Origin of the sequence: Faecalibacillus sp. TM498 (genome assembly GCF_020589955.1) — a bacterium.
In the GTDB taxonomy this organism is placed as follows: domain Bacteria; phylum Bacillota_I; class Bacilli_A; order Erysipelotrichales; family Coprobacillaceae; genus Faecalibacillus; species Faecalibacillus intestinalis.
In genome coordinates, this window is record NZ_JAJDKB010000037.1 from 1 (window position 1) to 26,701 (window position 26,701).

Genomic DNA, 26,701 nt, shown 5'->3' on the forward strand with positions numbered 1-26,701 from the left:
CAGATCATTTTATCTTTCTCTTTTCCTTCTTTCAATGGACGGATAGTCCAAAAAATATAAAAAGCTATTGATGGATTAATCCATTTCAATAGCTCCAGTATATAATTGATAGTATTTACCTTTTTCTTTAATAAGTGATTGATGATTTCCTCTTTCAATAATATGTCCTTGTTCTAAGACCATAATACAATCACTATTTTTAATTGTTGATAAACGATGGGCAATAACAAGTGTTGTTCTACCATGCATTAATTTATCCATTCCATCTTGTACAAGCTTTTCTGTTCGAGAATCAATAGAAGAAGTTGCTTCATCCAAAATAAGTGCAGGAGGATTAGCAACAGCAGCACGCGCAATCGCTAATAACTGTCTTTGTCCTTGCGATAAGTTCGCCCCATCTCCTGTAAGCATTGTTTGATAACCATCTGGCAAATGTTTAACAAAGAGATCGGCATTGGCAAGTTTTGCTGCTTCAATACATTCTTCATCCGTAGCATCAAGACGTCCATAGCGAATATTATCCATAACTGTTCCAGTAAATAAATGTGTGTCTTGTAAAACCACACCTAATGATCTTCTTAAATCATCTTTTTTAATCAATTTAATATCAATTCCATCATAAGTAATCGAACCTTTTTGAATATCATAGAAACGATTAATTAAGTTTGTAATTGTTGTTTTACCTGCACCAGTAGCCCCAACAAAGGCAATCTTTTCACCAGGATTAGCATAAACATCTACATTGTGTAAAACCATACGGTCATCAAAATAACCAAAGTCAACACCTTCTAAACGAATATCACCCTTCATTTCTACAAGTTCAACATGACCATCGCTTCTTGGATGTTTCCAAGCCCAATGTCCTGTTCTTTTATCTGTTTCAACCATTTTCCCATCAACAGTTTCTACACGACATAAAGTAACCACACCTTGATCATCTTCACTTTCTTGATCTAATAAATCAAAGATACGACCAGCTCCTGCTTGTGCCATGGCAACAGCATTGATTTGTTGAGAAATTTGTCCAATAGGTTGGTTGAAACTTTTATTCAATGTTAAGAAAGCTACAAGGGTTCCAATTGTTAAAGCAAAATGTCCATTTAAAGCAAGGATTGCGCCAACAATTGCACAAATGATATAAGAGATATTTCCAAGTTGTACTGTAACTGGCATTAAGATATTCGCAAATTTATGAGCTTGATAAGCACTTTCTCTTAATTCATCATTTAATTTTCTAAAATCAGCAATTGCTTGATCTTCATGGTTGAAGACTTTAACAACTTTTTGACCAGAAATCATTTCTTCAATATAACCATTCACTTTACCTAAATCCCCTTGTTGTTGAACGAAGAATTTACCTGATAACGATCCAAGTTTTCTTGATACAACAAGCATGATCATAAGCATACATACACTTAACACAGTTAAAGGAATATTTAAAATGATCATTGATACAAATGTTGTCACAATAGTCATACAACTTGAAATAAGTTGTGGAATAGATTGTGAAATCAATTGTCTTAATGTATCAATATCATTTGTATAGACTGACATTGTATCTCCATGAGGAGTTCTGTCAAAATAACGAATTGGTAAAGATTCCATATGTTCAAACATTTCAATTCTTAAATCTCTTAAGAACCCTTGTGTTACATAAACCATAATACGGTTAAAGGTAAAGGCACAAACAACACCACAAGCATAAAGTGCGCCCACACGAATCAAAGCATGGAATAGTCCACTAAAGTTAGGTGAAGAACTCTTTAAAAGGGGAACAATATAATCATCAATTAATGTTTGCATAAACATTGTTCCTTGAACATTAAATAAAGCATTTCCTACAATACATAGAAAAACAACAATTAAATGGATTTTATATTTACTCCATAACATTTTAAGTAAACGTTTCATTGTTCCTTCTTTCATTATTCTTCCTCCTTCCCTTTCATTTGTGTTTCATAAATTGTACGATAAATTTCATTTGTTTCTAATAATTTATCATGTGTGTCAAAACCATCCACGACACCATCATTTAAAACAATAATACGGCTTGCATTTTGAACAGATGATATACGTTGTGAAATAATAATTTTTGTTGTATCGGGAATACGTTCATTGAATGATTCTTGAATACTTGCATCTGTAGCTGTATCAACAGCACTTGTTGAATCATCTAGAATTAAGATTTTAGGATTTTTTAGCAACGCTCTTGCGATGCATAAACGTTGTTTTTGTCCACCTGAAACGTTTGAACCACCTTGTTCAATATACGTATTATAACCATCTTCAAAACGATCAATAAACTCATCAGCGCACGCTAAACGACAAGCTTCTTTACATTCTTCTTCTGTTGCATTTTCATTACCCCAACGTAAATTTTGTAAGATTGTTCCACTAAATAAAACATTCTTTTGTAAGACAACAGAAACTTCATCTCTTAAAACTTCAAGATCATAATTACGAACATCTTGTCCACCAACAACAACGCTACCTTCGTCAACATCATATAAACGAGAAATAAGGTTGACCAAACTACTTTTAGCACTTCCGGTACCACCAATAATTCCAATTGTTTCACCACTTTTAATATGAAGATCAACATCTTTTAAGACCGCTTCTCCACTACCATGTTTATAAGAAAAAACAACATGATTGAAATCAATTGAACCATCTTTTACTTCAGTTAAAGCTTCTTGAGGAGAGACTAAATCAGATTGCTCATTAATAACTTCTGCAATACGTCTTCCTGAAGCAAGTGACATCGTAATCATAACAAATGCCATAGAAAGCATCATAAGAGACATCATAATATTCATAACATAGCTAAATAAACTTGTAAGTTCACCTGTAGTAAGAGTCCCACCTACAATTGCTTTAGCACCTAACCATGAAAGCATTAAAATTGAACCATAAACAGCTATTAACATAGCTGGGTTATTATAAGATAAAACGGATTCTGCTTTGACAAAAAGTTTATAAATGTTTTGTGCTGCTTTTTTAAATTTTTCATTTTCATATTTTTCTCTAACAAATGATTTAACAACTCGAATACCAACAACGTTTTCTTGAACACTTTCATTTAAAGTATCATATTTAGGAAAAACATCATTAAAATATTTTGTGGCATGATACATAATTATTGTAAGGACCGCTACTAAGAAAACAATGGCAACAACAAAAATCATACTTAATCTAAAGTTGATCATCATTGCCATGGTAAGGGCACAAATAAGTGACATTGGCGCACGAATGCACATACGAATAATCATTTGATAAGCCATTTGCACATTTGTCACATCTGTCGTTAAACGTGTTACAAGTCCTGCAGTACTATATTTATCAATGTTTGAAAAAGAGAATGTTTGAATGTTTGTATACATGGCATCTCTTAAATTGGCTGCAAAACCCGTTGAAGCTTTAGCTGCATGGTTACCAGCTAAAAAACCAAGTGATAATGTTCCAATTGCAATAACAAACATGAATGTTCCATATTTTGTAACATTAGACATATTACCTGCCTCAATCCCTTTATCAATAAGACTTGCCATTAATAAAGGAATAATGATTTCTAAGATAACTTCTAATGTCGCAAATAACATTGTAAGTAATGAATCTTTTTTATATTCTTTGATTTGTTTCATTAAAGTTTTTACCATAATTGACGTCCTTTCCTATTCATTTACCGAACTTCATGAATATTTATAAATCTTCTTTTATGTTATTAATTAATTTATCGGATATTTTAATAAACGTATTTATTTCTTCTTCAGATAAATCTTTAATAAGTTTTTGATGCATTTCTTTCATCTTATCTTCAATTTGTCGATTATGATTTCTTGAAGATTCTGTTAAAACGATTTTCTTTAATCTTGCATCGTATTCTACTTCTTCTCGTTCAATCATTCCCTTTTTACACATCAGTTTCAACATTTCTGATGTCGTAGAACGATTGATTGAAAATTCTTTTTCTATATCTTTAGGAAATGTATCAAGCCCACTATCTTCTCTATCTTGAACAAACCCAATAATCCAACAATGCATTAAAGTTACACGATCAGGCCTCTGACCTGTTTTCTTATCCATTGTTTTTCTCATTAGGTTATTTATGGTCTTAATACGATGTCCAATGGGATCTCTATACATATCATTCCTCCTATATTGTTCGGTTACGAATTGTATGGTAACATACAATTTAAAATTTGTAAACTTTTTTCATAGAAGTTCTTTATAAGTCGTTGTATAATAGAAAAGAAAGTGAGGAAGACAAATGGAAATTAAAGAAAGGTTTTTAAATTATGTGAATTTTGACACACAATCAGATAGTTATTCACATACTGTTCCTTCAACTTCAAAACAATTAAAATTAGGAAATTATTTAGTTGAAGAATTAAAATCATTAGGAATTGAAAACGCAAAAATAGATGAATTTGGTGTAGTTTATGGAATAATTCCTAGTAATAATAATCATCAAGGAGATGTTATAGGTTTTATTGCCCACATGGATACTTCTCCTGATGCAAGTGGTAAAGATATTCATCCACAAATTATCAAAGATTATCAAGGTCAAAAAATTACTTTAAATGAAGATAAAGAACTTTATCTAGACCCTGAACAATATCCTCAACTCTTACAACTTATTCATCATGATTTAATTACTACAGATGGAACAACTTTATTAGGAGCTGATGATAAAGCTGGTATTGCAATCATTATGCAAATGGTGGAATATATTTATAATCATCCAGAATTTAAACATAATGATATTCAAATTGCTTTTACACCTGATGAAGAAATTGGACATGGTAGTGATCACTTTAATGTTGATTACTTCAATGCACAATATGCTTATACCATTGATGGTGGAGATATTCACATTGTTGAATATGAAAACTTTAACGCATTTAGTGCCGAAGTGAAAGTCCATGGAAGAAGTATTCATCCAGGAAGTGCTAAAAATAAAATGATCAATTCAACGCGTGTTGCATATGAATTTGATTCACTTTTACCTGTGCATATGCGTCCCGAATCAACAGAAGGTTATGAAGGATTTAATCACCTTCACTCGATTCAAGGAACTTGTGAAGAAACAGTTGCTGAATATATTATTCGTAACCATGACTTACAACAAGCAAATAAACAATGCCAAGACTTTAAAGACATTGCAGAGTTCTTAAATAAAAAATATGGTTATCAAATTGTTGAAGTAACGATTACAGAAAGTTATTTAAACATGAAAGAAGCTCTAAAAGATCATATGTTCATTGTTGAACAAGCTTTAGCTGCCATTAAAGAAAATGGTTTAGATGCTTATTGTTCACCAATTCGTGGTGGTACAGATGGTGCACGTTTAACATTCAAAGGACTTCCTTGTCCTAATCTTGGTACAGGTGGTTTTAACTATCATGGACCCTATGAATATTGTTCACTTACTATGATGGAAAAACAAGTTCAAATCTTACTTCATATTTTAAAAAACACTGCTTCTAAATAAGCATTAACAAAAAATCGTGTGGATTTCTTAGACAATAAATAAAGCAAAAGTATTAACTTAATTTCTTAACTTAGTAGCATTACAAAAAAAGCCGTGATTTTTCACGACTTTTTGATATTAAAATTAAATATCTGTATTTCTTATAATTTACTTTTGATTTTCTTTATTTAATTCCAAAGTATCTATTTTTTTAATAAATGGTAAATAAATAACAAAAGATACAACAATCATCACAAATTGCCATAATGCAACACGCCATCCACCAATCAAAAGTCCTGATATAATTGGTGGTGTTGTCCAAGGAACCATAACCCCGCTAAATAATGGTAAAATTCCCATATACATTAATAAGTAACTACTTATACCTATAATTAAAGGAACAAGAACAAATGGAATTAATAAATATATATTAAGTACAATTGGTGTCCCAAAAATAATTGGTTCATTAATGTTAAAGATATTAGGTACAATGGATAATTTACCTAAGCTACGTAATGACTTTGATTTGGCAAAAAATGTAATATAAATCACTAACCCAATCACAATTCCAGCACCAGACATACATAAGAAATTGTCCCAAAATTGTTGTGTAAAAATATGTCCACCATTTTGAATTGTAAGAGGCAATCCTGAATCTATAATTTTTTGATTAGCTGCCATATTTGCTTGTAAAATTGGTGAAAGAATTCCTCCACATATAGAACCACCATGGACGCCTGTCCACCATAATAAAGACATAACAACTGTCATAATAATAACGCCAAAGAATGAATCTGTAATTCCTTGTAAAGGAATTTGAATTACCGAATAAATAAGTTCTGCAAATGTTGTATTAAATATAAAGTGACATATAGCATAAATAATTGCACAAATAGTAATAATAATTCCAGTTGGTAATAGTGACGAAAATGAATCTGCAACACCACTAGGCACACCATCTGGCATTTTAATGCTAATATCTTTTTTTACACATAAAGAATAAATATATCCAACTAAAAAACCAATTAAAATAGCACAAATCATTCCTTGACCAGCAGTCCAATCTTTAGAAATAATTCCTGTAACTGATTCCCCACTGTCTAATACCTTAGAAGATGGAGTTAATAAAATAAAAGCTGCTAAACCAGTTAAAGCGCCATTTATAGCTGTTATTACTTGATCATTCTTCAAATAAGAATAAGTAATTCCTATTACTGTAAAGAAGGCCATTAATGAAAACGTAGAAGAATATACTTGAGAACATACATCTCCTATTCCACTTTCACTAATTACTTTACTTACTGATTCAATTGGTAAGTTGGCAATCAACAGGAACAATGATCCTATCATTAAAAACGGTAAAGAAAACATCATTCCATCCTTTAAAGCCTTTATAACTTTTGTATTTGTAAACTTCGATATATAAATAACTAATGTTTCATTTATAAATTTGTTCATATTATTTATCTCCTATAAAATTTCACCATTTGATGAAATAACTCTTTTATACCATTCAAAAGAAGCTTTTCGATATCTTCTTCCACTACCTTTAGCTTGGTCATCTAAATCAACATAGATAAATCCATATCTTTTTGCCAATTCACCAGTAGAAGCACTTACAATATCGATTGCTGACCAAGGAGTATATCCCATGACTTCTACACCATCTAACTCAATTGCTTTTTTCATTTCTGAAATATGGTTTCTTAAGTAATCAATACGATAATCATCATTAATGATTCCATTTTCTAATTTATCATAAGCTCCAAAACCATTTTCAACAATAAACATTGGTTTTTGATATCTTTCATAAACTTCATTTAAAATAATCCTTAATCCTGTAGGATCAATAGCCCAACCCCAATCACTTTTCTTTAACAATGGATTTTGTACTTCAATAAAGTCATGTATTTTATCATATTCTGCAATCGTTGATTTATAATAACTAAACCCTATATAATCCACAGTACCTCGTTTTAAATCTTTTAAATCTTCATCAGTTATATCTAATTGAATATTACTCCTTTCCCACTTTTTTAAAGTATAGGTTGGATAATATCCCCTTACATGAACATCACTAAAGAAATACCTCTTATCCATTGCTTTAATTCCTGCAAGAATATCTTGTGGATTACAAGAAGAAGGATAAATTGGGCCAAAATGCAACATGCAACCTACTTGCATAGAGGCATTAATTTCTTTGGCTCTTTGAACTGCTCTAGCACTTGCAACAAACTGATAATGAGATATTTGATACATTGTTTGTTCAATATTTTCATTATCTTCATATAAAACACCTGCTCCAGTCCAAGCATTAAAAGGATTATCGGTATCTATAAGATTATTAATTTCATTAAATGTCATCCAATATTTGACCTTTTTGCTATATCTTTTAAAACATGTAATCGCATATCTTTCAAAGAATGTAATTAATTGTCTATTTCTCCAACCACCATATTTTTTTGCTAAATAAAGAGGCATTTCAAAATGAGATAAAGTAACAATAGGCTCTATTCCATATTTTAAACATTCATCAAAAACATGATCATAATACTCTAGCCCTTCTTCATTAGGCTCTAATTCGTCACCTTGAGGATAGATCCGTGGCCATGAAATACTTAAACGGAAACATTTAAAGCCCATTTCAGCAAATAATTTAATATCTTCTTTATAATGATGATAAAAATCAATTCCATAATGGTTAGGATAATATTTATCATCTAATATTTCATAAGAAATTTCTCGAGGGTGATCAACATCACCAGCTGACATAACATCGGTTACACTTAATCCTTTATGTCCTTCTTGATAGCCACCTTCGTATTGATTAGCAGCAACAGCGCCACCCCATAGAAAACTTTTATTCATAATCATTCTCCCATTTTAAATTTATCAACTGCTTTTGTTGTTTCTTCTAAATAAGAATAATTACTTATTAATTTTAACGAAGTAAATATATTAAAAACATACTGTAAAGAAGCAATATAAACAGCATTAGATAGTTCAGTTGTATTTTGAGTGGTCATAATTACAATTGTTTCATCACAATATTTACAAATTTCTCTTTTTTTATGATCACAAATCACAATTGATTTAGCATGATATTTGCGAATATCCTTTGCTATTTTTAACATTTCCATATTTTGACCTGTATGTGTTAAATAAATGCAAACTGTATCATTTGGTTTCCTTTGCCTTAAGTATTGAAGATGCATTGGATTTAAACTGTTATATGCTTTAGAAATAACCCCTTCTTCTTCAAAATTCAAACTATAAATTTCTGCTAAAGAAAAATTAATACCAGTTCCATAAATTTCAATATATTTAGCATTTTTAATAAGTTGATAAATTCTTTCTATAACTTGTCTATCTAGTAAACTTTTTGTATACTCTATCGCTCTTTTATGTAAAAGTTCGATTTTATTTAAAGCATCATCAATTGAACTCTCACTTGAAAAAGGTTCAATTTTAAAATCATTTTTCAATTCAAGTAAATGAGAATATTCAGCCGCATATTGATATTTAAATTCTTTATATCCATTAAAGCCCAGTTTCTTACACAACCTAGAAATCGTTGCACTACTGGTATAACTTAATTTTGCCAGTTCATTAATATTCTTTTTTAAAATATCTTCTTGATTATTTATTATATAATCCACTAAATACTTTTCTTGAATTGTTAAATGGTCTAATGTTTTCATTTTGTCAATAATCATCATATTTCCTCTTTTCACCGGTTAAAAGATTCAAATTAATTATCTTCTTATCTAGAAGACATCTTCATCATAATTAACAACAACTTGTAAGTCAATCTTCTGTAAGCATTTACAATCAAATCGAAAAAAACTTTCAATTTCACAATTATTAACAATAAAAATTGAAAGAAATTATCAAAAAAGGTTATTACGAAATTCAATAAATAATTTCATAACAACCTTTTTATTTTGTATTATTTTTATTTATATAAAAAGAGAACAACATTTCGCATGCGTTCTCTTTTTTTGAAGATTTTCTTACAATATTTTAGGTTGCCTTCTTAAGTGCCTCCTAAACTATTTTTTTGTCCATTTTTCAAATTCTTCATCAGTAGCTAAAACATAATGAGTTCCATCTACTAAATGTTCAGTACCTTTTGTATAATCGACTCCACTTTCTTTATAATCGTAAGTAAATGATTTACGTACTTTTTCTACACGTGGATTAGGATGAGGAATAGCACTTAATAATGATTTTGTATATGGATGAATTGGATTATCAAAGATTTCTTCAGTAGTCCCTGTTTCTACTAAATGTCCTAAATGTAATACCCCAATTTTATCACTGATATATTTAACCATTGATAAGTCATGCGCAATAAATAAATATGCAATTCCTGTTTCTTTTTGAATCTTTTTCATTAAGTTAACAACTTGTGCTTGAATAGATACATCTAACGCTGAGATTGCTTCATCAGCAATAATTAAATCAGGATTCATAATTAATGCTCTTGCAATACCAATACGTTGTCTTTGTCCACCTGAGAATTGATGTGGATAACGTGAAGCATGTTCTCTTGATAAACCAACAAGTTCAAGCATTTCATAGATTTTTTCATTTCTTTCTTCAATAGAAGAATAAGATTTATGAATATCTAAACCTTGACCAATGATATCAATAACTTTCTTTCTTGGGTTTAAACAAGCCATTGGATCTTGGAAAATCATTTGCATCTTTGTATGTAATTCTTTAGATGTTTCCTTATTTAATTTTCCACCAATTTCTTTTCCGTTGAAAACAATTGATCCAGAAGTTGGTTTATATAAACGAATAATACTTCTACCAGTAGTTGATTTACCTGAACCAGATTCACCTACTAAACCATAAGTTTCACCTGGCATAATATCAAATGAAATACCATCAACTGCTTTTACAGTAAAGTTACGATTAATTTTAAAATGTTGTTTTAAATCTTTAACGACAAGGATAGGTTCTTTATTTTCCATTATTCAACACCCTCCTTTTTCATTTTTTCTAATCTGTTTTTTAATTCAACTGGCATTTCAACTTTTGGAGCTTTTTCATGCATTAACCATGAAGCAACTTTATGAGTTGTACTACCAGGTACTTTAAACATTGGAGGCTCAATTCTTAAGTCAATATTTAAAGCATACTTGTTACGTGGAGCAAAAGCATCACCTTTTACTTCATGTGCTAAGTTTGGTGGTGTACCAGGGATTGTGTATAATTCATCATCATCAGTATCTAAATCTGGCATAGATGATAATAATCCCCAAGTATATGGATGACGTGGATCATAGAAAATTTCATCAATGGTTCCAGTCTCTACGATCTTACCAGCATACATAACGTTTACATAATCAGCTACTTTAGCAACAACACCTAAGTCATGTGTGATATAAATAACTGATAAATCTTTTTTCTTTTGAATATCTTGAATTAATTCAAGAATTTTAGCTTGGATAGTAACGTCCAATGCAGTTGTAGGTTCATCACAAATTAAAACATAAGGATCACAAGATAAAGCAATTGCGATAACAATTCTTTGTCTCATCCCACCAGATAATTGGTGAGGATAGTTTTTCATACGTTTTTCAGCATTAGTAATACCTACTAATTGTAATAATTCAACTGCTTTTTTATAAGCTTCTTCTTTTGGTGTATTGTAATGATGAATCATTGGTTCCATAATTTGATTTCCAATTGTCATTGTAGGGTTTAATGATGTCATTGGATCTTGGAAAACCATGGCAATTTTACGACCACGAATTTCACTTTGCATTTCTTTTTCACTTAATTGACAAATGTCTTTTGTGATTCTTTCACCTGTATTTTCATCTGTCCAAGTGTAGTTAATAGAACCACCATCAATTGAACCATTTCCAGCCATGATACCCATGATTGCTTTAGTAGTAACTGACTTACCTGATCCAGATTCACCAACGATAGCGATTGTTTCACCTTTATATAAATCTAAGTTAACACCACGAATTGCATTAACAATACCACTATCAGTTCTAAAAGAGATATTTAAATCTCTGACTTCTAATATTTTTTCTCTTTCTGCCATAATTACATCTCCTTCATAGTTGGATCAAGTGCATCACGAAGTCCATCACCAAATAAGTTGAAACTTAACATTAAGATAGAGAAAATAATAACTGGAATTACCATCATGTAAGGGTAAATAGTAATTGAGTTAAATCCATCATTAATTAATGTACCTAATGAAGCCATTGGAATTGGTAAACCTAAACCAACGAATGATAAGTATGCTTCATAGAAGATAGCATTTGGAATAGACATCATAATCATAATAATCATTTGACTATAAATATTTGGTAAAATTTCTTTAAAGATAATAAACATGTTACTAGCTCCTAAAGTACGTGAAGCTAAAACGAATTCTTCTTCTTTTACTCTTAAAACTTGAGCTCTTGTAATTCTTGACATACCAATCCATTCAGTAAATGATAAAGCCATGATAATTGTGAATAATGATGCTTTCATCACCATTAATAACAATGTTAATATTACTAAAGTTGGGATAGAGTTTATGATTTCTTGAATTCTTTGCATTACTGAATCAACTTTACCTCCGAAATAACCAGAGATCAGTCCGTATGTCATACCTACAATCACGTCAATGAAGATTGCAACAACGGCAATGAATAATGAATATCTTGTACCTGTCCAAACACGTACAAATAAATCACGACCATAAGTGTCTGTACCAAAGAAATGTTCAGCACCTGGTGAAATACTTGCAATTCTTGTATTGATTGCATCAAATTTATATGATGAAAACATTGGAGCAAAAATAGCAAATACTGCGATAACTAAAATACAAATTAAACCGATAACGGCACCTTTGTTCTTTTTAAAACGATTTAAAGAATCTTTCCAAGCAGGAAGTGATGGAGCAACAACGTCTTTAGTAATGTCTTGTTTGTCTCCAACGAATTCAAAATCGTCTGGTAAAAATTCAATCTTTTCTAAATCCATTATTAATCATCCTTTCCTAATCTAATTCTTGGATCAATAATTCCATAAGAAATATCAATAATTAACATCATGAAAATGTACATTGCAGCATATAAGAATGAACAAGCTAAAATGATGTTGTAATCATTTGATAAAATACTATTAATTAATAATTTACCTAATCCAGGAACAGAACAAATCTTTTCAACAACCATAGTACCTGTCATTAAGTTTACTAAAATAGGTCCTAAAATTGTGATTACTGGAATTAAAGCATTTCTTAATGCATGTTTGAAAATTAAAGTTTTACGATCTAATCCTTTTGCTTTTGCAAGAGTCATATATTCACTTGTTAAAACTGAAACCATTTCAGTACGTGTAAAACGTGCAACGTTTGCAATAACCCCAACAGATAAAGCTAAAATTGGCATAATTGATGATTTAATTGCATTCGATGAACTATATGAAGTTGGTAACAATCTTAATTTTGAAGCAAATAATAATAAAATTAACATTGCAAATACGAATGATGGGATGGAAACCCCAATTACAGAAATAACTGTAGCGATTGTATCCCAAATTGTATTTTTATGTAATGCAGCAAATACTCCTAAGAACATACCAATAACTGTTCCAATAATTACTGCACATAAACCGTAAATCATAGATAATTTTGCAGCACTTCCTACAAGTGAAGATACTTGCATATCTTTATATAAGTTAAATGAAACACCGAAATCCCCTGTTAACATATTTTGAATATAACGTACGAATTGAACTGGTATTGGTTTATCCAATCCGTATTGAGCTTCAATAGCCGCTCTGGCTGAAGCACTTAATTTTTCATTGTTAATTGGAGAACCAGGTAAAAATTTAACCATTAAAAATAATACCATTAAAATAACGAATAATGTAATTAACGAAATAACTAAACGTTTTCCGATATATTTTAAGGTTGAATTACTCATCTTTTTTCCTCCTATATTTATTTAAAAAAGAAACACAATACAGAATACTATATTGTGTTGTCTTCTCTATGTTCTTTTTTCTAATTTGAACTATTTTGAAACATATTCGAATGTATATGGAACACCAACTGCTTTAATAACTAAGTTTTTAACTTTTGTATTTTGTAAAGTAGCAGTTCCTTTTTCGAATACTGGGATGTAACATAAATCATCCATCATAATTTTTTCTGCATCGATCATTAATTGCCAACGAGCATTAACATCAGTTTCATTGTTAACTTTTTCCATGATTGAATCAAATTCAGTATTTGACCAATGACCATAGTTGTTGTTGTTGTTAGTTAAAGCTAATGTTAAATAAGTTGTAGGATCACCATAATCAGGTCCCCAACGAGTTACTGATAAATCGAAATCTCCATTTTTTTGTTTGTTGTAGATACGATCTTGTTTAGTAGTAGCAACCATTTCAATTTTTAATCCTTTTAAGCTAGAGAAAGCATTTTGTAAATAAGTTGCAAATACATCCATTGGAGATTCATCTGTACCATAAGTAACTCTTAAAGTAATTTCAGATTTTCCTAATTCTTTTAATCCTTCATCTAATGCAGCTTGAGCAGCTTTTTTATCATATGAAGTATAAGTATCTGCTTCATCACGGAAATCTTTTCCTTCTGGAGAAATTGATAATCCTGATGGAACAAATCCTGAAGCAGCTTGTGAACCATCTTTTAAGACGTTTTCACATAAATCTTTTCTGTTAATAGCTAATGATAAAGCTTTTCTTACATTTAAGTTAGCTAAATCACTATTTTCTAAATTTGGTTGAATGTAGAATAAGAACCCTTCAGAAATATTCTTGAATGATTCATCTTTTTTATATTTATCAACTAAGTCAGAGTTGATGATAGCGAAATCAGTTTCACCTGCTTCGAATGACTGAGCAGCAACTTTTGGTTCTTGAACTAATTTCATTACTAATTTGTCGATTTTTACATCTTTAGCAGCATAGAATTTATCATTTTTTTCGAATTCAGCTACTGAACCTGGTTCCCAGTTTGTCATAGTGAAAGCACCGTTAGCTAAAACAGAATCAGCGCTCTTACCATATTTATCACCTTGTTTTTCACAGAACTTTTCATTGATTGGGTAGAAACATGGGAATGACATTAATTCATCAAAGAATGAAACACGAGTAGTTGTTGTAACTTCTAATGTTTTGTCATCAACAGCTTTTACACCTAAAGAATTTAAATCATCATCAGTTAAATCTTGTTCTGCATCGATTTTGTCTGATAATTCTTGTGCACCTGCGATGTTAGCAATTCCATCACAGAACATGTAATAATAGTTCCCTTTATTTTTGAAAATTCTGTGCCATGCATAAACGAAATCGTTTGCAGTAACAGGATCTCCATTAGACCATTTAGCATCTCTTAATTTATAAGTGTGTGTTAAACCGTCTTCTGAAACTTCTGAAGATTTAGCAATACCATATGTAGTAGTACCATCTTTAGCAGGTTTCATAAGCCCATCAATAATTGCATGTAATGCAGTAAATGAGCATCCGTCTTCGGCATCTGAAGAGTCTAAGTTCTTGATATCTAGTTCACTTGAATAAGTGTATGTAGAAGAATCATCACCAGATCCTCCACAACCAGCAAGAGTTAGAGCCATCATAGCACAAAGTACCATAGAAAATAATTTTTTCATTTTTTCTCTTCCCTTCTATAAATCGCCTTTGTATACACTAATACATATACAATAAAAATTTATGCTTTAATATTAGTACAATGCGTTATAGAAGTCAACAAAAAAAACGAACTTTGTATACAAAATTGTATTATTGTTTATACAAAAAAATATTTTTCAATCTACATTCAAGAATAAAATAGAACAATTGTTTTTTATACATTTATTTTTGACGTTTATATTAATTGGAAGACAACATATTTTTTTATTCTTTTTTAAGAAGAAACACAATACCGAAATATTGTGTTTCTGTTGATTTTATCGACTATTTTGATACATATTGGAATGTATATGGAACCCCTACAGGTCTAATTACTAAACCTTTTACATCTTTATTTTGTAAAGTTGCAGTACCTTTTTCAAATACTGGGATGTAACATAAATCATCCATCATAATTTTTTCTGCATCAATCATTTCTTGCCAACGAGTATTAGCATCAGATTCATTAGCAACTTTATCCATTAATGCATCTAATTCACTGTTTGTATATTTACCATAGTTGTTACCATTAGTAGAAATACCCATTGTTAAGTAAGTTGTAGGATCGCCATAATCAGGTCCCCAACGAGTTGTAGCTAAATCAAAATCACCATTTTTTTGTTTGTTGTAGATACGATCTTGTTTAGTAGTAGCTACCATTTCTACTTTAATACCATCTAATTTACTTAAAGCATTTTGTAAATAAGTTGCAAATACATCCATTGGTGATTCATCTGTACCATAAGTAACTCTTAAAGTAATTTCAGATTTTCCTAATTCTTTTAATCCTTCATCTAATGCAGCTTGAGCAGCTTTTTTATCATATGAAGTATAAGTATCTGCTTCATCACGGAAATCTTTTCCTTCTGGAGAAATTGATAATCCTGATGGAACAAATCCTGAAGCAGCTTGTGAACCATCTTTTAAGACGTTTTCACATAAATCTTTTCTATTGATTGCTAGTGAGATTGCTTTTCTTACATTTAAGTTAGCTAAATCACTATTTTGGAAGTTTACTGAAATATAGAATAAGTAACCTTCATTAATTTGTTTGAATGAATCATCTTTTTTGTATTTATCAACTAAGTCTGAGTTGATTGGAGCGAAATCAGTTTCACCTGCTTCGAATGCTTGAGCAGCAACTTTTGGATCTTGAACTAATTTCATTACTAATTTGTCAATTTTAACTGTTTTAGCATCATAATATTTATCATTTTTTTCAAATTCAGCTACTGAACCTGGTTCCCAGTTTGTCATAGTGAAAGCACCATTTCCTAAAATAGTTTTAGTACTCTTACCATATTTGTCACCTTGTTTTTCGCAGAACTTTTCATTGATTGGATAGAAACATGGGAATGACATTAATTCATCAAAGAATGAAACACGAGTAGTTGTAGTAACTTCTAATGTTTTATCATCGACTGCTTTAACACCCATTGCATCTAAATCAGCATCTGTAATATCTTCTTCATTGTCAATTTTATCTGACATTTCTTGTGCCCCTACAATACTTGCAATACCATCACAGAACATGTAGTAATATTGACCTTTCTTTTGGAAGATTCTATGCCAAGCATAAACGAAATCATTTGCAGTAACAGGATCACCGTTAGCCCATTTAGCATCTTTTCTGATTTTGTAAGTATGAGTTAACCCGTCATCTGAAACTTCAGAAGATGAAGCAACACCATTTACGATATTACCTTTCTTATCTGTTTTCATAAGCCCATCAATAACAGCATGCATTGCTGTAAATGAGCATCCGTCATCGGCATCTGATGAATCTAAGTTTTTGATATCTAATTCACTTGAGAAAGTGTAAGTAGATGAATCTCCTCCTGATCCCCCACAACCAGCAAGAGTTAGAGCCATCATAGCACAAAGCACCATTGATAATAGTTTTTTCATATTCTCTCTTCCCTTCTTAAATTATCTTTTGTGCAATAAATCGACATGTTGTATACAATTTATCGATTTATTAACTTCATAATAGTGGATTAGTCTTTAAAAGTCAATACTATTTTGCACATTTGTATACAATACAATATATTAATTTATTACCGTGATAGTTTTTTATTAAAAAAGACATCATATTTTCTTATTATGCCTTTTCTCTTTTTATTCAGTTTTTTCTACATATTCAAAAGAAATTGTTCTACATGGTTTAATAACTAGATTTTTTACTTTTGGAGTTTGTAATGTTGCCGCTCCTTTTTCAAAAACAGGAATATATGCATAATCATCTAGTAACATTTTTTCTGCATCTTTCATTTCTTGCCAACGTTTAGTCGCATTTGATTCAACCCCTACTTGACCTACAAGTTGATCATATTCACTATTAGACTATTTTCCATAGTTGTTACCATTAGTAGAAATACCCATTGTTAAGTAAGTTGTAGGATCACCATAATCAGGTCCCCAACGAGTTGTAGCTAAATCAAAATCGCCATTTTTTTGTTTGTTGTAAATACGATCTTGTTTAGTAGTAGCTACCATTTCTACTTTAATATCATCTAATTTACTTAAAGCGTTTTGTAAATAAGTTGCAAATACATCCATTGGTGATTCATCTGTACCATAAGTAACTCTTAAAGTAATTTCAGATTTTCCTAATTCTTTTAATCCTTCATCTAAAGATTCTTGTGCTTTTTTCTTATCATAAGATGTAAAGTTTCCAGAATCTTTTCTAAAATCAACGCCATCTGGACTCGATGCTAAACCAGAAGGAATAAATCCTCCAGCAACTTGTGAACCATCTTTTAAGACATTTTCACATAAGTCTTTTCTATTGATTGCTAGTGAGATTGCTTTTCTTACATTTAAGTTAGCTAAATCACTATTTTGGAAATTTACTGAAATATAAAATAAGAAACCATCATAAACTTGTTTAAAAGCTTCATCATCTTTATATTTATCTACCAAATCCGAATTGATTGGTGCATAGTCTGTTTCTCCTGCTTCAAAAGCTTGTGCAGCCACTTTTGGTTCTTGAACAAGTTTCATGACAAGTTTATTTAATTTAACATGTTTTTGATCATAATAACTTTCGTTCTTTTCAAATTCAGCCACTGATCCTGGTTCCCAATTTGTCATTGTATAAGCACCATTTCCTAAAATTGTTTTAGCATTTTTACCATATTTATTTCCTTGTTTTTCAGCAAACTTTTCATTAATTGGAAAAAAGCATGGAAATGCCATTAATTCGTCAAAGAAAGAAACACGTGCAGTTGTTTTTACTTCTAAAGTATAGTCATCAATTGTTTTTACACCCATAGAATTTAAATCATCATCCGTAAGTTCTTCACCTGCATCAATTTTATCTGATAACTCTTGAGCCCCTTCAATACTTGCAATTCCATCTACAAACATATAATAATAACTTCTCTTTTTTCTAAAAATACGTTGCCATGCATAAACGAAATCATGAGCTGTTACAGGATCTCCATTTGTCCATTTAACATCTTTTCGAAGTTTGTAGGTATGTGTTAAACCGTCTTCAGACAATTCTTCACTTTTAGCAACCGCGTTTACGATATTTCCTTTTTTATCTGTTTTTGTAAGTCCATCGATTACTGCATGAATTGCCTTGAGTGAACATCCATCATCTGCATCTGACGAACCTAAATTTTTAATATCCAATTCACTTGAATACGTATAAGTCGTTATGTCATCTCCATTTGATCCACCACATCCCGTTAATGTTAAAACCATTAAACAACATAAAAATAATGAGAGTATTTTTTTCATATCCCCTTTCTCATTTTTTATCTTCTCCTTCAACCATATCCCATTTTCTACACACCGTCAGCAAAATTATGTATCCGCTTACATTTTTTTATTAAAAAAAGAAGTAGATTTCTCTACTTCATTATTTTACTACACTCATGGCAAGAGCTAAAGCTCCAACAACCCCAGCATTATCCCCTAATTTTGGATAAACGATATAATCTTTAATTTTATCAGTAGTCACTTCTTCTTTTTGAATATAACCATTTAAGAATTCTTGAGTATATTTATGAATCATTGGAAAAAGTTGTTTTTGATGCATAACACCACCACCTAGAATAATTTTCTTAGGTGAAAGAGTTAAAATATAATTTGCCATCGCTTGTCCAATATAATAAGCTTCTAAATCCCATGCCGGATGATCTCCTGGAAGTTCACTTCCTTTTACTCCCCATCTTGCTTCAATGGCAGGACCAGCTGCTAAACCTTCAAAACATGTTCCATGATATGGACATTTTCCTGAATATTTATCATCTTCTCTAACAATCATTTTCATATGTCCCATTTCTGGATGAAGTAACCCGTGTACAAGTTTACCACCAACAACGGCTCCTCCACCAATTCCTGTTCCAATTGTAAGATAAAGGGCACTGTCTAATCCTTTTGCTGCACCAAATGTTGCTTCACCTAAGGCAGCCCCATTAACATCTGTATCAAAAGCCATAGGAATGTCATATCTTTCTTTTAAAGCACCCATAATGTTATAATTATTCCATCCTGGTTTAGGTGTTGTTGTAATATAACCATAAGTTGGACTTGTAAGATCTGGATCAATAGGTCCAAAACTTCCTACACCTAATGCTTCAATTTCTTTTCCATCAAAGAATTTAAAAACATTTTCCATTGTTTTTTCAGGTGCTTCTGTAGGAAATGATTCTCTTTCTAAAACTTCTCCTTTTTCATTTCCAATACAAACTACAAATTTAGTTCCACCTGCTTCAATTGCTCCTAATTTCATTATTATATCTCCTTTTTTTCCTTTACTCTTATTTTAAACAACTCTAATTATAAAGTAAATATGCAATTATAAATTGAAAAAGAGTTACATGATTTAGATGATAAATCTAAATTCATGAACTCTTTTTTCATTAATTATCTAAATATCTTGTATAACGATCTACATGTAATAATCTGTTAGCATTATCTACACGTTCTTTAGTTGGAGGTTTTATTCCTTCTAATTGATAAGGAATCTTCAATTCTTCCCACTTAAAGACACCTAAAGTATGATAAGGAAGTATTTCTACACGATAAACATTAGAAAGGGTAGAAATAAAACGATCTAATTCAATTAAATCTTCATCATAATCACTTCTTTTTGGAACAAGAACATGTCTAATCCAAATTGGTTTATTAATTTCAGATAAATACTTTGCCATATCTAAAATATTTTCATTACTTCTTCCTGTAAGTGCTATATGTCTTTCATTATTGATCTCTTTAATATCAACAAGTAATAAATCTGTATACTCCATCAATTCTTTAAATTTTGAAAAGAACGGTTCTTCTCTAGTAAAACATCCACCACTGGTATCAATACATGTATTGATACCTTCTTTTTTTGCAAGTTTAAATAATTCTAAAACAAAATCAATTTGAGCTAAAGGTTCTCCACCACTAATCGTAATGCCCCCTTTTTTACCCCAATATGTTTTGTACTTCATTGCTTGTTGAAGCGCTTTTTCAGGAGTATATTCTTCGTATTTCTTTGAACCCCATGTATCAGGATTATGACAAAATTGACATCTTAAAGGACATCCATGTAAGAAATAAATATAACGTACTCCTGGACCATCGACTGATCCAAAGCTTTCTATTGAATGAATTCTACCAATTGTTTCCATTTTTCCTCCGTAACAAAACAACCTCATAAGAGGTTGTTTTCATTATTTGATTAAGTTATTGATTACATATGTTCATGACAAGTTCTTGCGATAACATCTAATTGTTGTTCACGAGTTAAGTCAATGAATTTAACAGCATATCCAGATACACGAATTGTGAAGTTTGCATATTCTTCTTTTTCTGGATGTTCCATAGCATCAATTAATTTTTCAGTTCCAAATACGTTAACATTTAAGTGATGAGCACCTTGTTCAAAATATCCATCCATAACTTGTACTAAGTTATTAACTCTTTCACCTTCATCATGTCCTAAAGCATCTGGGTTGATTGTTTGAGTATTAGAAATACCATCTAATGCCCATTCATATGGTAATTTAGCAACTGAGTTTAATGAAGCTAATAAACCATTTTGTTCTGCACCATAAGATGGGTTAGCACCTGGTGATAATGGTTCACCTGCTTTACGTCCATCAGGTAATGAACCTGTAGCTTTACCATAAACAACGTTTGAAGTGATTGTTAAGATAGAAGTTGTTGGTTCTGAATCTCTATAAGTATGATGTTTTTTGATTTTAGCTAAGAATTCACCTAATAACCATACAGCGATATCATCAGCACGATCATCATCGTTACCATATCTTGGGAAGTCACCTTCAACTTCATAATCTACTACGATACCATCTTCATCTCTGATTGTTTTAACTTTAGCATATTTGATTGCGCTTAATGAATCTACTACATGTGAGAATCCAGCAATACCAGTTGCGAAAGTACGTTTTAGATCAGTATCAATTAATGACATTTGTGCAGCTTCATAATAATATTTATCATGCATATATTGAATTAAGTTTAATGTATTAACATAAAGATCTGCTAACCATTCCATCATTTGGTCATAACGTTCCATAACTTCATCATAGTCTAAGTATTCAGAAGTAATTGGACGATATTTTGGAGCCACTTGATCTTTAGTTTTTTCATCAATACCACCATTGATAGCATATGTTAAACATTTAGCTAAGTTTGCACGTGCACCAAAGAATTGCATTTCTTTACCAGTTTGAGTAGCTGATACACAACAACAAATTGAGTAATCATCTCCCCATACAGGACGCATTACATCATCATTTTCATATTGGATTGAGCTAGTATCTACTGAGATTTTAGCAGCAAAACGTTTGAAGTTTTCTGGTAATGCTTTTGTATATAAAACTGTTAAGTTTGGTTCTGGTGAAGGACCCATATTTTCTAATGTGTGTAAGAAACGGAAACAGTTTTTAGTAACCATTGAACGTCCATCAGTTCCTAAACCTGCAACTTCAAGTGTAGCCCATACTGGGTCACCAGAGAATAATTGGTTGTAAGAAGGAATACGAGCAAATTTAACCATTCTACATTTCATAACGAAATGGTCTACTAATTCTTGTGCTTCTTCTTCTGTTAATGTTCCGTTAGCTAAATCTCTTTCTACATAGATATCTAAGAAAGTAGAAATACGCCCAACTGACATTGCAGCACCATTTTGAGTTTTGATTGCAGCTAAGTATCCAAAGTATAACCATTGGAATGCTTCATGAGCATTTTTAGCTGGTTTAGAAATGTCATATCCGTAGATAGCAGCCATTTCTTTCATACCTTTTAATGCTTTTACTTGTTCAGCAATTTCTTCTCTTTTACGAATGATGTCTTCAGTCATTGATCCACTACCACAATGATTGAAATCATTTACTTTTTGTTCAATTAAGAAATCAATACCATATAAAGCAACACGACGATAGTCACCAACAATACGTCCACGTCCGTATGTATCAGGTAAACCTGTAATTACTTTATTATGACGAGCTTTTTTAATTTCTGGTGTATAAACATCGAATACTGCTTGGTTATGTGTTTTATGATATTTTGTGAAAATTTCATGTAATTTTTCATCTGGTTCATATCCATAAGTTGCAGCAGCTTGTTCTGCCATTTTGATACCACCATAAGGCATGAAAGCTCTTTTTAAAGGTTTGTCAGTTTGTAAACCAACAACTTTTTCTAAATCTTTCATTTCTTCATCGATATATCCAGGACCATAAGCAGTAAGTCCACTTACTACTTTAGTTTCACATTCTAATACTCCACCTTTAGCTCTTTCTTCTTTTTGTAACTTTTGAAGTTTTCCCCAAAGTTTATTAGTAGCTTCTGTAGGACCAGCTAAAAATGATTCATCTCCATCATAAGGTTTATAGTTATCTTGAATGAATTGACGAGTGTTTACTTCTTCTTTCCAAAGTCTTCCTTTAAATCCGTTCCATTCTTCATTGAATTTATCTGTTAAAGCCATTTTGTTTATTTCCTCCTAAATCAAAATTCCTTCATAATTATAGCACTTACATTTTGCATAGACAACAAAAACTTAAAGAAAATGATGAGCGCTTACATAATTATTTTACAAGTTTAGTATAACAGGAATCATTCCTAAAATCCAATCATATGCTCTTATAAAGAATATTTATTTTTTCCTAGCTTTTCTAATTGATTTAGTATATAGTTTACGTAGACATTTTAGGAGGCTTTTTTATGACATTAACAAACCAAGCTTTATCAAGCGCTGCTGATAAAGATTTAGAATTATCAAAACAAGTATGTCGCGAAGCAGTAAATGAAGTAATTGAGAAAAATCATTTAACATTATCTCCACAATTTACGCAAAATCTCGTTGTACATCTTGCAATTGCAATACTTAGAATCAAAACAAACAATTACATTCCTTTAAGTCAAGGACAAATCACATCATATAAAGCAAACACTAACTATGATTCAGCAGTTGAAATTTGTAATATTCTTAGTAAAAAATTTGATATTGAATTTCCAGAATCAGAATTAGCACTTATTTCAATGTACCTATCTAAAAATAACGTATTAGATGTTGAATTTAATGCTGGTGTTAATTTATTAGATGATGAAATTATTGATGTTCTACAAAACACTTTAGATTCTTTATTTAAACAAAAAGGTATAGATTTAAGAAATAATGAAAAATTACTTGTTTCTTTAGGATTACATTTAACACCTGCACTTGATCGATTATTAGATGATAGTCAAATCGAAAATCCTTTAACTGCAAAGATTAAAGAAAGACATCCTAAAGAATTTGCAATGGCAGAAATCTTAAATGACGCTATTGAATCTATTTATCATAAAAGATTTACTGAAGATGAAGTGGCTTATTTTGCATTACACTTTATTGTTTCAGCAAGACAAAAATAGAAGTTCACATTGAACTTCTATTTTTTTATAAATATTTACCTGTAATACTCTTTATATTATTTTTTATTTCTTCAACACTACCAGTAGCTACAATCATTCCACCATCTTGACCACCACCTGGCCCCATATCAATTATATAATCCGCATTTTTCATCACATCACGATCATGTTCAATGACGACGACTGTCGCACCTTGATCTACAAGTGATTGAAAAACTTTAACTAATATTTGAACATCTAAAGGATGTAATCCAATCGTAGGTTCATCAAAGATAAAAATTGAATCATTTTGAGACTTACTCATTTCACTTGCAAGTTTTAAACGTTGTGCCTCTCCACCAGATAAACTTGGTGTTTCCTCACCCAATGTCAAATATCCTAAACCTAAGTTTTCTAATACTTCCAGTTTTCGATAAACACCTTTTAAACCTTGACAAGCTTCTTTAGCAAAACTCACATCCATTTCCATCAATTCAGGTAAAGAATACTCTTTCTCTTTTGACGTTTTATATTTAATAAAATAACTTTCTTTATTATATCTAGAACCATGACAATCAGGACAAGTCACTTGAACATCTGGCAAGAATTGTACATCCAAACTTAATGTCCCTGTTCCATCACAAGTTGGACATCTAAGCTTTCCTGTATTATAAGAAAAATCTCCTGCTTTATACCCCTTAGACTTAGCGCTTTCTGTTTTGGCAAATCTTTTTCTAAGTTCATCATGAACATTAATATAAGTAGCAACAGTCGAACGAATATTAATACCAATAGGTGAAGCATCAATCAGTTTAATATGTTCTATTCCTTCCATTTGAACATCTTTAACATGATCAGGTAATGATGAGTCATTGATTTTAGTTTGAATCGCTGGTAACAAGCTTTCTAGAATCATCGTTGTTTTTCCAGAACCTGACACTCCTGTAACAACTGTTAATTTTCCTTTAGGAATATCTACTTCTAAAGGATGGACTGTATGTATTTGATTTGTTGAAAGATGAATTTTCCCAAATTCAAATAGTTGTTCAATTGGAGATATTGGACGCATTTTTTCATCATAATGATTTGTAAGGAATGGCCCAATCATTGACTTTTTATCATTTTTAATTTGTTCTATTGTTCCTTCCGTAAAAACATAACCTCCATTTTTTCCTGCTTCTGGTCCCATTTCAATGAGCCAATTCGCTTCTTTAATAATTTCAGTATCATGATCTACTAATAAAATAGAATTTCCATCATGAATTAAATCATTCATGACTCCTATAAGTCCATAAATATTAGAAGGATGTAATCCAATAGAAGGTTCATCTAAAACATAGAGAATACCTGTTGTACGATTTCTTACTGCTCTAGCAAGTTGCATACGTTGTCTTTCTCCTGTTGAAAGTGTAGAAGCAGCTCTATCTAAAGAAAGATAGCCCAATCCTAAATCTAACAGCCTTTTAGAAACATCTAAAAACGAATCACAGATTTCGCGAGCCATTGGCTTCATTTCATCAGGCATTGAATCTGGAATACCTCTTACCCATTCTACTAAATCATTTAATGGCATTTGACAAGCTTTATCTAAACCAATTCCTCTAATCAAAGGTTTTCTTGCTTCTTTTGATAAACGTGTTCCCTGACATTCTGGACAAATTTCTTCTTTTAAAAACTTTTCAACTCTTTTCATTCCTTTATCATCTTTAACTTTTGATAAAGCATTTTCTACTGTATAAGTTGCATTAAAATAAGTAAAATCCATTTCTCCTGCATGATCTGTATTTTTAGCCTTATAAAAAATATGTTTCTTTTCCGCCGGTCCATAATAAACAATATTTTTTTCTTCATCAGTTAATTGATTAAAAGGCACATCTGTTCTTACTCCCATAGCACGACAAACATCTGTCATCAAAGTCCACATTAATGAGTTCCATGGAGCGACTGCTCCTTCATCTATGGTAAGTGTTTTATCAGGAACAAGCGAATCAATATCAACAGTTCTAACAATTCCTGTTCCACCACATTTAAGACAAGCTCCTTGACTATTAAAAGCTAACTCTTCAGCACTTGGTGCATGTATTTTTTCTTTACAAATTGGACAGATGATTTCTTTTTCAGCCGCCACATTTAAAGTTGGTTCAATATAATGACCATTTTTACAACAATGCTTAGCAAGACGTGAATACATGAGTCTTAAACTATTTAAAAGTTCTGTCCCTGTTCCAAACGTACTACGAATACCTGGAACAGCTGGTCGTTGGTGAAGTGCTAAAGCCGCAGGAACATAAAGAACTTCATCTACTTGTGCCTTCGTAGCACTCGTCATACGCCTTCTTGTATAAGTTGATAAAGATTCTAAGTATCTTCTTGAACCCTCACTATAAAGAACACCCATGGCTAGTGATGATTTCCCTGACCCTGAAACACCTGTAATAGCAACTATTTGATTTAATGGTATATCAACATTGATATTTTTTAAGTTATGTACTTTTGCACCTCTTACTTTTATTTTCTTTGGTGTATTTCCCATATAATTCCTCATTTCTTCTTTAGTTATATATTATTTTTGGAATAAAAAAAGTAAATGATATTCATTTCGAATACCATTGGCTATTCAAATAATTTAGGGGTCCCAACTTTGGGGGTCTACTTTAGGGGACAACTTTAGGGGGATGGACTTCTAATAAT

20 protein-coding genes are annotated in these 26,701 nt (G+C 31.1%); 2 read left to right on the forward strand and 18 right to left on the reverse strand.

All coding sequences use genetic code 11. The features are described from left to right. Nucleotides 1-75 precede the first annotated feature (75 nt). From LJD32_RS10855 to LJD32_RS10865, 3 genes are read right to left on the reverse strand one after another with little or no spacing between them, the layout of a single operon-like run. Nucleotides 76-1,926, reverse strand: coding sequence for an ABC transporter ATP-binding protein (locus LJD32_RS10855; RefSeq protein WP_032089809.1), 1,851 nt, complete (start codon nt 1,924-1,926; stop codon nt 76-78). After that, nucleotides 1,926-3,656: an ABC transporter ATP-binding protein gene (locus tag LJD32_RS10860; protein ID WP_227392360.1), complete on the reverse strand. Its 1,731-nt coding sequence runs from the start codon at nt 3,654-3,656 to the stop codon at nt 1,926-1,928. The genes LJD32_RS10855 and LJD32_RS10860 overlap by 1 nt, the downstream gene beginning before the upstream one ends. Before the next feature lie 43 nt (nt 3,657-3,699). Then, the gene (locus tag LJD32_RS10865; protein WP_227359166.1) at nt 3,700-4,143 is read right to left on the reverse strand and encodes a MarR family winged helix-turn-helix transcriptional regulator; all 444 of its coding nucleotides are present in this window, start codon (nt 4,141-4,143) and stop codon (nt 3,700-3,702) included. Nucleotides 4,144-4,267: 124 nt separating this feature from the next. On the opposite strand from LJD32_RS10865, the gene pepT reads away from it, so the two are divergent. Further along, a complete protein-coding gene (pepT, locus tag LJD32_RS10870; RefSeq protein WP_227392361.1) occupies nt 4,268-5,491 on the forward strand; it encodes a peptidase T in 1,224 nt (407 codons plus the stop codon). A gap of 147 nt (nt 5,492-5,638) precedes the next feature. Here the strand turns inward: pepT and LJD32_RS10875 are convergent, their stop codons facing one another. From LJD32_RS10875 to pflB, 14 genes are all read right to left on the reverse strand, one after another. Beyond that, nucleotides 5,639-6,928, reverse strand: a complete 1,290-nt coding sequence (locus LJD32_RS10875) for a PTS sugar transporter subunit IIC (RefSeq protein ID WP_022001620.1) — start codon at nt 6,926-6,928, stop codon at nt 5,639-5,641. Between the two features lie 12 nt (nt 6,929-6,940). After that, the gene (locus tag LJD32_RS10880) at nt 6,941-8,344 is read right to left on the reverse strand and encodes a 6-phospho-beta-glucosidase (protein WP_199664653.1); all 1,404 of its coding nucleotides are present in this window, start codon (nt 8,342-8,344) and stop codon (nt 6,941-6,943) included. Continuing rightward, entirely contained in the window at nt 8,341-9,186 is an 846-nt protein-coding gene (locus LJD32_RS10885) for a MurR/RpiR family transcriptional regulator (protein WP_227392362.1), read from the reverse strand. The genes LJD32_RS10880 and LJD32_RS10885 overlap by 4 nt, the downstream gene beginning before the upstream one ends. Before the next feature lie 336 nt (nt 9,187-9,522). Next, entirely contained in the window at nt 9,523-10,452 is a 930-nt protein-coding gene (locus tag LJD32_RS10890; protein WP_119363957.1) for an ABC transporter ATP-binding protein, read from the reverse strand. Next, the gene (locus LJD32_RS10895) at nt 10,452-11,537 is read right to left on the reverse strand and encodes an ABC transporter ATP-binding protein (RefSeq protein ID WP_032089803.1); all 1,086 of its coding nucleotides are present in this window, start codon (nt 11,535-11,537) and stop codon (nt 10,452-10,454) included. Before LJD32_RS10895 ends, LJD32_RS10890 begins: the two co-directional genes overlap by 1 nt. 2 nt (nt 11,538-11,539) lie before the next feature. Continuing rightward, entirely contained in the window at nt 11,540-12,472 is a 933-nt protein-coding gene (locus LJD32_RS10900) for an ABC transporter permease (protein ID WP_195994269.1), read from the reverse strand. Nucleotides 12,473-12,474: 2 nt separating this feature from the next. Then, nucleotides 12,475-13,419 (reverse strand): ABC transporter permease, encoded by a 945-nt coding sequence (locus LJD32_RS10905; protein WP_048925085.1) that lies wholly within the window; start codon nt 13,417-13,419, stop codon nt 12,475-12,477. Nucleotides 13,420-13,509: 90 nt separating this feature from the next. Further along, nucleotides 13,510-15,129 (reverse strand): peptide ABC transporter substrate-binding protein, encoded by a 1,620-nt coding sequence (locus tag LJD32_RS10910; RefSeq protein ID WP_227392363.1) that lies wholly within the window; start codon nt 15,127-15,129, stop codon nt 13,510-13,512. A gap of 304 nt (nt 15,130-15,433) precedes the next feature. Further along, complete coding sequence (locus tag LJD32_RS10915; RefSeq protein WP_227403819.1) at nt 15,434-17,056, reverse strand: peptide ABC transporter substrate-binding protein; 1,623 nt, start codon at nt 17,054-17,056, stop codon at nt 15,434-15,436. A 210-nt stretch (nt 17,057-17,266) separates the two neighbouring features. Continuing rightward, nucleotides 17,267-17,419 (reverse strand): hypothetical protein, encoded by a 153-nt coding sequence (locus LJD32_RS10920; RefSeq protein ID WP_227392365.1) that lies wholly within the window; start codon nt 17,417-17,419, stop codon nt 17,267-17,269. Between the two features lie 72 nt (nt 17,420-17,491). Next, nucleotides 17,492-18,895, reverse strand: coding sequence for a peptide ABC transporter substrate-binding protein (locus tag LJD32_RS10925; RefSeq protein WP_227392366.1), 1,404 nt, complete (start codon nt 18,893-18,895; stop codon nt 17,492-17,494). 121 nt (nt 18,896-19,016) lie between these two features. Continuing rightward, on the reverse strand, nt 19,017-19,892 hold the full coding sequence (locus tag LJD32_RS10930) for an ROK family protein (protein WP_032089798.1): 876 nt from the start codon (nt 19,890-19,892) through the stop codon (nt 19,017-19,019). A gap of 130 nt (nt 19,893-20,022) precedes the next feature. Beyond that, entirely contained in the window at nt 20,023-20,778 is a 756-nt protein-coding gene (gene pflA, locus LJD32_RS10935) for a pyruvate formate-lyase-activating protein (protein WP_227392367.1), read from the reverse strand. Between the two features lie 62 nt (nt 20,779-20,840). Then, entirely contained in the window at nt 20,841-23,105 is a 2,265-nt protein-coding gene (gene pflB / locus LJD32_RS10940; RefSeq protein ID WP_032089796.1) for a formate C-acetyltransferase, read from the reverse strand. Nucleotides 23,106-23,341: 236 nt separating this feature from the next. Between pflB and LJD32_RS10945 the strand changes: the two genes are divergently transcribed. Beyond that, nucleotides 23,342-24,031: a BglG family transcription antiterminator gene (locus tag LJD32_RS10945; RefSeq protein ID WP_052010826.1), complete on the forward strand. Its 690-nt coding sequence runs from the start codon at nt 23,342-23,344 to the stop codon at nt 24,029-24,031. 25 nt (nt 24,032-24,056) lie between these two features. Here the strand turns inward: LJD32_RS10945 and LJD32_RS10950 are convergent, their stop codons facing one another. After that, the gene (locus LJD32_RS10950; protein WP_227392368.1) at nt 24,057-26,543 is read right to left on the reverse strand and encodes an ATP-binding cassette domain-containing protein; all 2,487 of its coding nucleotides are present in this window, start codon (nt 26,541-26,543) and stop codon (nt 24,057-24,059) included. Between the last annotated feature and the right edge of the window lie 158 nt (nt 26,544-26,701).

Excerpts from the sequence above, each read along its gene's own strand:
- LJD32_RS10855 (WP_032089809.1), bottom strand. The coding sequence starts at position 1,926 with ATGAAAGAAGGAACAATGAAACGTTTACTTAAAATGTTATGGAGTAAA.
- LJD32_RS10860 (WP_227392360.1), bottom strand. The coding sequence starts at position 3,656 with ATGGTAAAAACTTTAATGAAACAAATCAAAGAATATAAAAAAGATTCA.
- LJD32_RS10865 (WP_227359166.1), bottom strand. The coding sequence starts at position 4,143 with ATGTATAGAGATCCCATTGGACATCGTATTAAGACCATAAATAACCTA.
- pepT (WP_227392361.1), top strand. The coding sequence starts at position 4,268 with ATGGAAATTAAAGAAAGGTTTTTAAATTATGTGAATTTTGACACACAA.
- LJD32_RS10875 (WP_022001620.1), bottom strand. The coding sequence starts at position 6,928 with ATGAACAAATTTATAAATGAAACATTAGTTATTTATATATCGAAGTTT.
- LJD32_RS10880 (WP_199664653.1), bottom strand. The coding sequence starts at position 8,344 with ATGATTATGAATAAAAGTTTTCTATGGGGTGGCGCTGTTGCTGCTAAT.
- LJD32_RS10885 (WP_227392362.1), bottom strand. The coding sequence starts at position 9,186 with ATGATTATTGACAAAATGAAAACATTAGACCATTTAACAATTCAAGAA.
- LJD32_RS10890 (WP_119363957.1), bottom strand. The coding sequence starts at position 10,452 with ATGGAAAATAAAGAACCTATCCTTGTCGTTAAAGATTTAAAACAACAT.
- LJD32_RS10895 (WP_032089803.1), bottom strand. The coding sequence starts at position 11,537 with ATGGCAGAAAGAGAAAAAATATTAGAAGTCAGAGATTTAAATATCTCT.
- LJD32_RS10900 (WP_195994269.1), bottom strand. The coding sequence starts at position 12,472 with ATGGATTTAGAAAAGATTGAATTTTTACCAGACGATTTTGAATTCGTT.
- LJD32_RS10905 (WP_048925085.1), bottom strand. The coding sequence starts at position 13,419 with ATGAGTAATTCAACCTTAAAATATATCGGAAAACGTTTAGTTATTTCG.
- LJD32_RS10910 (WP_227392363.1), bottom strand. The coding sequence starts at position 15,129 with ATGAAAAAATTATTTTCTATGGTACTTTGTGCTATGATGGCTCTAACT.
- LJD32_RS10915 (WP_227403819.1), bottom strand. The coding sequence starts at position 17,056 with ATGAAAAAACTATTATCAATGGTGCTTTGTGCTATGATGGCTCTAACT.
- LJD32_RS10920 (WP_227392365.1), bottom strand. The coding sequence starts at position 17,419 with ATGAAAGATGCAGAAAAAATGTTACTAGATGATTATGCATATATTCCT.
- LJD32_RS10925 (WP_227392366.1), bottom strand. The coding sequence starts at position 18,895 with ATGAAAAAAATACTCTCATTATTTTTATGTTGTTTAATGGTTTTAACA.
- LJD32_RS10930 (WP_032089798.1), bottom strand. The coding sequence starts at position 19,892 with ATGAAATTAGGAGCAATTGAAGCAGGTGGAACTAAATTTGTAGTTTGT.
- pflA (WP_227392367.1), bottom strand. The coding sequence starts at position 20,778 with ATGGAAACAATTGGTAGAATTCATTCAATAGAAAGCTTTGGATCAGTC.
- pflB (WP_032089796.1), bottom strand. The coding sequence starts at position 23,105 with ATGGCTTTAACAGATAAATTCAATGAAGAATGGAACGGATTTAAAGGA.
- LJD32_RS10945 (WP_052010826.1), top strand. The coding sequence starts at position 23,342 with ATGACATTAACAAACCAAGCTTTATCAAGCGCTGCTGATAAAGATTTA.
- LJD32_RS10950 (WP_227392368.1), bottom strand. The coding sequence starts at position 26,543 with ATGGGAAATACACCAAAGAAAATAAAAGTAAGAGGTGCAAAAGTACAT.